7 protein-coding genes are annotated in these 10,025 nt (G+C 56.0%); all 7 read right to left on the bottom strand.

Going from position 1 to position 10,025, the window contains the following annotated elements; translation table 11 throughout:
• The coding region (locus LZ634_RS19930) for a DmsC/YnfH family molybdoenzyme membrane anchor subunit (RefSeq protein WP_234508318.1) at positions 1-460 on the bottom strand (460 nt) is incomplete at its 3' end.
• Position 461: 1 nt separating this feature from the next.
• Positions 462-1,079, bottom strand: a complete 618-nt coding sequence (locus tag LZ634_RS19925; protein WP_052284021.1) for a DMSO/selenate family reductase complex B subunit — start codon at positions 1,077-1,079, stop codon at positions 462-464.
• A 10-nt stretch (positions 1,080-1,089) separates the two neighbouring features.
• Positions 1,090-3,534, bottom strand: a complete 2,445-nt coding sequence (gene dmsA / locus LZ634_RS19920; RefSeq protein WP_234508317.1) for a dimethylsulfoxide reductase subunit A — start codon at positions 3,532-3,534, stop codon at positions 1,090-1,092.
• Positions 3,535-3,733: 199 nt separating this feature from the next.
• Positions 3,734-5,026, bottom strand: coding sequence for a serine--tRNA ligase (gene serS, locus LZ634_RS19915; RefSeq protein WP_061283687.1), 1,293 nt, complete (start codon positions 5,024-5,026; stop codon positions 3,734-3,736).
• A 92-nt stretch (positions 5,027-5,118) separates the two neighbouring features.
• On the bottom strand, positions 5,119-6,462 hold the full coding sequence (rarA, locus tag LZ634_RS19910; protein ID WP_234508315.1) for a replication-associated recombination protein RarA: 1,344 nt from the start codon (positions 6,460-6,462) through the stop codon (positions 5,119-5,121).
• Between the two features lie 9 nt (positions 6,463-6,471).
• On the bottom strand, positions 6,472-7,083 hold the full coding sequence (gene lolA, locus LZ634_RS19905; RefSeq protein ID WP_234508314.1) for an outer membrane lipoprotein chaperone LolA: 612 nt from the start codon (positions 7,081-7,083) through the stop codon (positions 6,472-6,474).
• Between the two features lie 122 nt (positions 7,084-7,205).
• A partial coding sequence (gene ftsK / locus LZ634_RS19900) for a DNA translocase FtsK (protein WP_234508312.1) occupies positions 7,206-10,025 on the bottom strand: 2,820 nt, incomplete at its 5' end.

Below are 10,025 nucleotides of genomic sequence, written 5' to 3'. Positions count from 1 at the left end.
TCAGCGGCGTCCAGACGCTGTACCAGGTCGGCACGGTATCGATGGTGTTATACACACGAACCATCATCCACACGAACACCACGCCCAGCACCATCGTCACCACCAGCCACAGGCTGCGCAGCGCGCACGACAGCTTGTTGGTGACTGCCAGCAGCCAGCCAATACCGCCTACCGCAAAGAAGATTGCGCCGCTGGCGATTTCGTTACTCAGCGACGAAGCGCCGATACGGTTAAGCGAGTTGAAGGCGCGCATCGGCGAACCGAGGTGCAGCGTCGAGGCGATAAACCCAATGCCCATCAGCACCCACAGCGCAAACATGCTCAGCACCACGCGCTGCTGTTGCTCACGCGGCAGTTGCCCCTTCATCAGCGCCAGCGCCAGGACGATAAAACCACCGGCCACGCACTGCCCAAAGACCGTGAAGATCATCAGCGGCCATTCATGCCATCCACTTCCCATCTCACACCTCCTTCGGGTTGGCCAGATAGCCGGTTGTGTCGCCGCACGGACGTGCGTTGGCGTTGGGTTTAATCACGATACTTGGCTTAGTGAAGTGCGCAGACGGCAACGGGGCCACCGCGGCCAGCTGGCCGTGTTTCTGACGCAGCTCTTCAATCGGGCCAAAGTCCAGCGCGCGCAGCGGGCAGGATTCGACGCAGATCGGTTTCTTACCGTCGGCCACACGCTCATGGCAGCCGTCGCACTTGGTCATGTGGCCTTTCGCCGCGTTGTACTGCGGTGCGCCGTACGGGCAGGCCATGTGACAGTAGCGACAGCCGATGCAGACATCTTCGTCCACCACCACAAAGCCGTCTTCGCGTTTGTGCATTGCCCCGCTCGGGCACACTTTGGTACAGGCCGGGTCTTCACAGTGGTTACAGGCAATCGACAGGTAGTAGGCAAAGACGTTCTGGTTCCAGACGCCGTTGTCCTCCTGCCAGTCGCCGCCCGCGTATTCGTAGATGCGGCGGAAGCTGACATCCGGAGTTAAGTTCTTGTAATCTTTACAGGCCAGCTCACAGGTTTTACAACCGGTGCAGCGGGCGGAGTCAATAAAAAAGCCATATTGGGTGGTCATCGGTTACTCCTTACACCTTCTCAACCTGGACGAGATTCGTGTGCGATGGGTTACCCTTCGCCAACGGCGATGGGCGCTGGGTAGTCAGCACGTTGATAGAGCCTGCCTGATCGATACGTCCCGCATCCGGGTTGTACCAGGCGCCCTCGCCCAACGCGACGATGCCCGGCATCATGCGCGGTGTAACCTTGGCTTCAATATGCACTTCGCCTCGGTCGTTGAAGATTCGAATACGATCGCCATTTGCAATTCCGCGCTTCTTCGCGTCCAGCGGGTTGATCCACATCTCCTGGCGGCAGGCCGCCTGCAGAACGTCAACGTTGCCGTAGGTTGAGTGAACACGGGACTTGTAGTGGAAACCGGTTAACTGCAGCGGGTATTTCCCGGCGAGCGGATCGTTGTAGTTTTCAAAGCCTGGGGCGTAGATCGGTAACGGATCGATAACATCATCTTCCGCCAGTTCCCAGGTCTCAGCGATTTTTGCCAGCTCCTGCGAGTAAATCTCGATTTTACCCGACGGCGTGGTCAGCGGATTTGCCTGCGGATCTTCACGGAATGCCTTGTAGGCCACATGATGCCCTTCCGGATCACGCTGCTTGAAGATACCCTGCTTGCGGAAGGTGTCGAAATCCGGCAGTTCCGGTACGGCCTGACGGGAGATTTCATACAGGTGACGCATCCAGCCTTCCTGGGTCCGCCCCTCGGTGAACTTCTGCTCCACGCCCATACGTTTCGCCAGCTCAGTGGTCATGTCATAAATCGTTTTGCATTCAAAGCGCGGTTTGATGACCTGATCGGTAAAGATGACGTAGGACATGTTGCCGCAGGAAGCATCCAGCGCGAAGTCCATCTGCTCGGACGCGGTACAGTCCGGCAGCAGAATATCGGCATATTTCGCCGACGACGTCATGTGGCAGTCAATCACCACAATCATTTCGCACTTCTTATCATCCTGCAGGATTTCATGGGTGCGGTTAATTTCAGAGTGCTGGTTAATCAGACAGTTACCGGCATAGTTCCAGATCATTTTGATCGGCACATCCAGTTTGTCTTTCCCACGCACGCCGTCGCGCAGCGCGGTCATTTCCGGGCCACGCACGATTGCATCGGTCCACATAAACATGGAAATGCTGGTCTCGATTGGATTTTCCAGCGTCGGCATACGCTCGAATGGCACCTCATAGGAACCTTCGCGTGCGCCGCTGTTACCCCCATGAATCCCGACGTTACCGGTCAGAATCGATAGCATTGAAATAGCGCGGGTAGCAATCTCACCGTTGGCGTGGCGCTGTGGACCCCAGCCCTGAGAGATATAGGCCGGTTTAGCACTGCCAATTTCGCGGGCCAGCTTAACAATACGATCAACCGGAATACCGGTGATAGTGGATGCCCACTCCGGTGTTTTCGCCATAGCATCGCTGCCCTGGCCCAGAATATAGGCTTTGTAGTGACCGTTAGCTGGTGCGCCTTCAGGCAGCGTTTTCTCGTCGTAACCGACGCAATATTTGTCGAGGAACGGTTGATCGACCATGTTTTCAGTGATCATCACCCACGCCAGCGCAGAAACCAGTGCAGCATCGGTACCCGGACGAATTGGGATCCACTCATCTTCACGGCCGGCACCGGTATCGGTGTAGCGTGGATCGACAATTATCATGCGCGCATTGGATTTTTGTCGCGCTTGTTCCAGATAGTAAGTTACCCCGCCGCCGCTCATGCGGGTTTCGCCAGGGTTGTTACCGAACAGGACGACCAGCTTGCTGTTTTCAATATCAGACGGGCTGTTACCATCGGCCCAGCCACCGTAGGTGTAGTTCAGGCCAGCAGCAATCTGCGCAGAGGAGTAGTCGCCATAATGGTTCAGATAGCCACCGCAGCAATTCATTAAGCGGGCAATCAGCGTACTTCCCGGCGGCCAGGAGCGCGTCATGGTACCACCCAGCGTGCCGGTACCGTAGTTGAGATAAATTGACTCGTTACCGTAATCTTTGATTAAGCGCTTCATATTGTCGGTAATCAGGTCAAAGGCTTCATCCCAGCTAATACGCTCGAATTTGCCTTCCCCACGTTTACCCACGCGCTTCATAGGATACTTCAGGCGATCCGGATTGTAGACGCGACGGCGCATTGAGCGGCCACGAAGACAGGCACGAACCTGATGAAGCCCCTCGTAGTCATCATCACCGGTATTGTCGGTCTCAACGTACTTAATCTCGCCATCGACAACATGCATGCGCAGCGGGCAGCGGCTGCCGCAGTTAACTGTACAAGCGCTCCAGGTGACGCGTTCCACAGCTGTCGCTGGGGCGATAGCATCCGCGGCGCAGACGATACGGCTGAAGGGAAGCGTCAGCGCGCTGCTGGCCATTGCCAGGCCGCCTATCGCCGTAGTTTTCATCAAACCACGACGGCTGACCTCGGCTGCCAGTAAAGCATCGGGGGTTTCAGTTTTCATGGATACTCACTTCGTTGCTGACATTGAAATTTTCAATCGCTATATAGTTATATATATAACGAAATACTATTATTGTAGTTTTATATGCTGGTAGTACTTAGAAGGGAGTATTAAACGTTCTGCCAGGAGAGGTATTGTTCGGTATCAATGTCAGACATAAAAAAAGCGCCTCACGGCGCTTTTTTCAACATGGTGAGGATTAACCAATAAATTCCAGACCATTCATGTAAGGACGCAGTACCGCAGGAACTTCAATGCGGCCATCTGCCTGCTGGTAGTTTTCCAGCACGGCAACCAGCGTACGCCCTACCGCCAGGCCAGACCCGTTAAGGGTATGCACCAGACGTGTTTTCTTATCAGACTTGCTGCGGCAGCGAGCCTGCATGCGGCGCGCCTGGAAATCCCAGACGTTGGAGCATGAGGAGATCTCGCGGTAGGTATTCTGCGCCGGAACCCAGACTTCGAGGTCATAGGTTTTGCATGCGCTGAAGCCCATATCACCGGTGCACAGGATGATTTTACGGTACGGCAGGCCCAGTAGCTGCAGCACTTTTTCCGCATGACCGGTCATCTCTTCCAGCGCCGCCATGGAGTCTTCCGGACGAACGATCTGCACCATTTCAACTTTGTCGAACTGGTGCATACGGATCAGACCACGCGTATCACGACCATAGGAACCCGCTTCAGAGCGGAAACACGGCGTGTGCGCGGTCATTTTGATCGGCAGATCGTCTTCGTCGATGATTTCATCGCGAACCAGGTTAGTCAGCGGAACTTCAGCCGTCGGGATCAGCGCATAGTTGCTGCTGTCTGACTCTTCTTCCAGTGGACGGGTATGGAACAGGTCGCCAGCAAACTTCGGCAATTGACCCGTACCGTACAGCGTGTCGTGGTTAACCAGGTAAGGCACATAGTTTTCGCTATAGCCATGCTGCTCGGTGTGCAGATCCAGCATGAACTGCGCCAGCGCGCGGTGCATACGGGCGATTTGGCCTTTCATCACCACAAAGCGTGAACCGGTCAGCTTAACGGCCGCGGCAAAATCCAGACCGCTGTGCATTTCACCCAGCGTTACGTGGTCGCGAACTTCAAAATCAAACTCACGCGGCGTACCCCAGCGGCTGACTTCAACGTTGTCGTTTTCGTCTCTACCGACCGGTGCATCGTCATGAGGAACGTTCGGGATCGCCAGCGCGATATCGCGGATCTCAGCCAGCAGAACGTCCAGTTCAGATTTTGCGGCATCAAGTTGTTCGCCAAGCTTGTTCACTTCCAGGCGTAAAGGCTCAATGTCTTCCCCGCGTGCTTTCGCCTGGCCGATGGATTTCGATCGCGAGTTACGCTCTGCCTGCAGATTTTCAGTTTCTACCTGCAGTACTTTACGACGCTCTTCAAGAGCGCGAAGTTTATCTACATCCAGCTTATAGCCCCGGCGTGCCAGTTTTTCTGCGACTGCGTCTGGCTCTGTGCGCAGCAGATTGGGATCGAGCATGCTTATCCTATGCTTATCGAATTGAAAGTGGAGTATGCGACCGCAGCCTGCGGTCGCAGAGGTACATTGACAACATTACCGCAACGACTGCGCTAGCGGTAGCGTTTTGTGTGGCTATTTTGATCCTGTTCAGCGAGCCAGGCGAGCTTTTCGCCAATCTTGCCTTCAAGACCCCGGTTCGTTGGACGATAGTAGCGAGTTTGTGCCATTTCGCTGGGGAAATACTCTTCGCCCGCCGCGTAGGCGTTAGGCTCATCGTGGGCATAGCGATACTCCTGCCCGTAGCCCATCTCTTTCATCAATTTAGTCGGCGCATTACGCAGATGCTCCGGCACGTCATAATCAGGACGCTCGCGGGCATCGGCCATCGCCGCTTTAAATGCGGTATAGACGGCGTTGCTTTTTGGCGCACAGGCCAGATAGACAATCGCCTGGGCGATAGCCCGTTCCCCTTCAGCTGGCCCGACGCGAGTAAAACAATCCCATGCCGAAAGAGCCACCTGCATCGCCCGCGGATCGGCGTTCCCCACATCTTCAGAAGCAATGGCCAGGCAGCGTCGTGCCACGTACAGCGGGTCACCACCGGCGCTGATGATGCGGGCATACCAATATAGCGCCGCATCAGGGGCACTGCCGCGTACCGACTTGTGCAGCGCAGAAATCAGGTCGTAAAAACGGTCGCCTTTATTATCAAAACGAGCGCTGCGTTCACCGGCAATTTCCGTCAATAACTGCGGCTGTAGTACACGCTTACCAGCGGCATCAAGCTCGGCCATATCGGCCATCATTTCCAGCGTATTGAGCGCTCGTCTGGCATCGCCATTTACCAGTTCAGCAATGGCACGCCGGGTGTCGTCCGGCAGAACGATATCCTGACCGCCGTAACCGCGCGTTTTATCTTCCATCGCCTGAGTGAGGACATGTTCAATATCGTCGGTTGTCAGTGACTTCAGTAGATATACGCGGGCTCGGGAGAGTAAAGCCGAGTTTAGTTCAAACGAAGGATTTTCGGTGGTCGCGCCGATAAAGGTAATGGTGCCGTCTTCAATATGCGGCAGAAAGGCGTCCTGCTGGCTTTTATTGAAACGATGGACTTCGTCGACGAACAAAATGGTACGGCGCCCGGCATTGCGATTTTGCCGCGCCCGTTCAATGGCTTCGCGGATCTCTTTCACCCCGGAGGTCACTGCGGAGATCCGCTCGACGTCGGCGTTGGCGTAGCGGCCAATCACTTCTGCCAGCGTCGTTTTCCCGGTGCCCGGAGGCCCCCACAGAATCATCGAGTGCAGATGCCCGGCCTCGATGGCTCGCGGCAACGGTTTACCGGCAGCCAGCAGATGCTGTTGGCCGATGTACTGCGCTAAATTTTCTGGCCGCATACGCGCGGCCAGAGGTTGAAATGTGTTATCGGAAAAATCGAGCGACAAATTGCCCACGCCTGCCTCTTACTTACGCTGGTCGTCCACCGTCACGCCCTGCGGCGGTGTAAAGGTGAATTTAGATGCATCTACCACGCCGTTCTGCTGGGTTTTCAGCTGATAGCTACTACGCTGATCGTCCTGCTCAATGGCGCTGAACTGATGAATCGTGCCATCACGGCCCACGTTAATGGTGAATTTCTTCAGGTTACCGTTATTACCACGCGGCGTCAGAACAAAGTCATCACCCGTCTGTTGGATGTTGTACTGCTGCCAATCGCTAGCCTGGTTGCGGGCAATCAGCATAAATGGCGTGTTACCGGTCGCGTCTTTAAGCCAGGTGGCGGTCGCCTGTTCAACAAACGGGTTGTAGAACCACAGGGTTTTACCGTCTGATACCAGAACGCTTTCATCCGGCTGAGTCATGTGCCAGTTAAACAGATTTGGGCGCTTAACCCACAGATCGCCCTGGCCGTCCTGCACTGCATTACCGCTGCCATCGGTCACTTTCTGGGTAAAACTCGCGTGGAAGCTGCTGACCTTATCCAGACGAGATTTCAGGTCACTGGCGGCGTCAGCCCAAACGCTGCTAACAACAAAGCTGGAAAGTAATGCACAGGTGATCGCGAACTTTTTCATTGTTATTCCTTAAATAGCCTCATGCTCCCGCCTGGAGAGCCTCTGTCACCCACTCTATGATGCCATTTCGTGAGGTGACAGAAGAAAATGCTTAATTTTGCCTTATTTACCCATCTTTGCAATTAGTCAAACGGCGGCGGTGCCAGCACCTCTCGGTTGCCGTTATGCCCCTGTTCGCTAACAATTCCCTGCGCTTCCATCTGCTCGATGATACGCGCCGCGCGGTTGTAGCCGATACGGAACTGACGCTGAACGCCGGAGATCGACGCTTTGCGCTTCTGGGTCACAAAGTTCACCGCTTGATCGAATAAGGGATCCAGCTCTTCTCCGCCGTCGAAGCCACCACCGTTGCCACCTTCGCTTTCGCTGTCGGAGGTGATGCCATCAACATACTGTGGACGGCCACGCGCCTTCCAGTCCTGAACCACGGCGTGGACTTCCTGGTCGCGGACAAACGCGCCGTGAACACGTACCGGGTTATTGGAGTTCGGAGCGGCATACAGCATATCCCCCATACCGAGTAACGACTCTGCGCCACCCTGATCGAGGATAGTACGGGAGTCAATTTTACTGGAAACCGTAAAGGCAATACGCGTCGGGATGTTGGCCTTAATAAGACCGGTAATCACATCCACCGACGGACGCTGAGTTGCCAGCACCAGGTGAATACCCGCAGCACGGGCTTTCTGCGCCAGTCGCGCAATAAGCTCTTCGACTTTTTTACCGACGGTCATCATCAGGTCGGCGAATTCATCTACCAGCACGACGATATACGGCAGTTTTTCCAGCACAGGGTGGGTAACGTCCATGCTGTCACCCGGCTTCCAGTATGGGTCCGGAATCGGACGTCCCATGCGGGCCGCTTCGGCAATTTTCTCGTTATAACCGGCTAGATTTCGCACGCCTAACGCGGACATCAGCTTATAGCGACGTTCCATCTCGTTGACGCTCCAGCGCAGAGCGTTGGCTGCATCCTTCATGTCGGTGACAACTTCAGTCAGTAGATGTGGAATGCCTTCATAGACCGACAGTTCCAGCATTTTCGGGTCAATCATGATGAAACGCACGTCTTCAGGCTGCGCCTTATACAGCATGCTGAGGATCATGGCGTTCACGCCAACCGACTTACCGGAACCAGTAGTACCTGCCACCAATAGGTGCGGCATCTTCGCCAAATCGGCAACCACTGGCTCACCGGCGATGTCTTTACCCAGTACCACGGTCAGCGGTGATGGGTTATCGCGGAATTTGTCACAATCCAGCACTTCACGCAGATAAACGGTCTGGCGTTTTTTGTTCGGGAGTTCCAGGCCAACGTAAGGCTTGCCGGGGATCACTTCCACCACGCGCACTGCGACAGTTGAAAGCGAACGCGCCAGGTCGCGCGAAAGATTAGAGATACGCGCAGCCTTCACGCCCGGAGCCAGGTTCAGCTCGAAGCGAGTAATAACCGGGCCTGGGGAATAGTTCACCACATCGGCTTTGATACGGTAATCGGCCAGGCGAGTTTCAACCAGACGCGCCATTTGCTCCAGCGCGAAGGTATCAACCGGTTCAATTTCCGTCGGCGGTGGCGTCAGGAGATCGAGCGACGGCAGCGGCGTCGTCGGCTTCTGCAGCGGGCGATCGTCGCCGTTACGCATCAGCAGCGGGTGAATCAAACTTTCCTGCGGCGGCGTAGTGGGTTGATGCTGCGGCTGCGGCTGCGCATACTGCGGAGGCTGGGCTACAGGCTGCTGAACCGGTGCCTGCGGCTGCGCGTACTGCGGCGGTTGAGCGACTGGCTGCTGGGCCGGTGCCTGCACATATTGCGATGGCTGCGGAGCGTGCTGCGGCTGATGGTAGCTTTGAGCATGCTGCGGCGGCTGTTGATATTGCTGCTGAGGCTGCGCGGGTTCCGGCATTACGCTCGGCGTAAAGAGCGGCGCTTTCGGCGTATCATCAACCAGCGTTTTCATCGGCGAGAATTCATAATCCTCAGCGGAGAATGGACGCGCGCCCTGTGGCTGCTCGCTGGAATAACGGGTCTGCTGTGATGCGGCAAACTGACGTGCAAGTTCGGCTTCTTCTGCGGTATCCGCATCGTCTTCAACGGTATAATCGTTGTCATCAGCGTCAGTTTCGCCGTAACGGCTGTGCTGAGAAGCGGCAAACTGACGTGCCAGCGTATCCTGATGCATAGCCTCAGCTTCATCGTCGGTTAAATTCTCGACGCCGTCATGCTGATCGTTCCCGGCTTCACGCGCTGCACGTTCTTCGGCCATGCGCTGCGACGGCAATTTAATGCCATAAGAAGCCAGTTCGCGGCGCGTTGGTACACGGACGCGGTTCGGCGGTGGCAGTTTCGGGCCAATGCCCTCTTTCACCTGCGGACGCGGACCTTCTGCAGGGCTAAATAACGGCGCAGAAGCCGCTACGGCCGCGGCAGCACCTGCGGCCACAGAGGCGTTACGGACGCCAGCAGCAACCGGCGCAACCGCAGCCGTTGGTTCAGGTACAGGGACCGAGGCGGCCGCGGATGGGAATATACCGCGTTGTTCAACTGGCGCTAAGGGTTCAGGGATAGGCTGATACCATGCTTCCAGCTGTTCACGCTCACGCGCACGCTTCTCTTCCACTTCTTCAAAATAGTAGAGCGGTGGACGCTGGGCTGGTTTAACTTCTTCTTCCACTACAGGTTCAGGCTCAACCACCGGCGCGCTCTGCTCGTGAGCCGCATACTGCTGTTCATATGCTGGCGGTTCAGGCTGAGCGTACTGCGGCTGTTCGTAAGCTGGCTGCTGCGGTTGAGCATACTGAGGCTGCTCGTAAGCCGGCTGTTGCGGCTGAGCATACTGAGGCTGCTCGTAAGCAGGTTGCTGCGGTTGAGCATACTGCGGCTGCTCGTAAGCCGGCTGTTGCGGCTGAGCATACTGCGGCTGTTCGTAAGCCGGTTGCTGCGG

The organism is Kluyvera intermedia, from assembly GCF_021440345.1.
Taxonomy (GTDB): Bacteria; Pseudomonadota; Gammaproteobacteria; order Enterobacterales; family Enterobacteriaceae; genus Kluyvera; species Kluyvera intermedia_A.
The sequence above is the reverse complement of the archived record's forward strand: the minus strand, read 5'-3'. Positions and strand labels throughout refer to the sequence as shown.

Coding starts and splice junctions, on each gene's coding strand:
- dmsA (WP_234508317.1), bottom strand. CDS start 3,534: ATGAAAACTGAAACCCCCGATGCTTTACTGGCAGCCGAGGTCAGCCGT.
- serS (WP_061283687.1), bottom strand. CDS start 5,026: ATGCTCGATCCCAATCTGCTGCGCACAGAGCCAGACGCAGTCGCAGAA.
- lolA (WP_234508314.1), bottom strand. CDS start 7,083: ATGAAAAAGTTCGCGATCACCTGTGCATTACTTTCCAGCTTTGTTGTT.
- LZ634_RS19925 (WP_052284021.1), bottom strand. CDS start 1,079: ATGACCACCCAATATGGCTTTTTTATTGACTCCGCCCGCTGCACCGGT.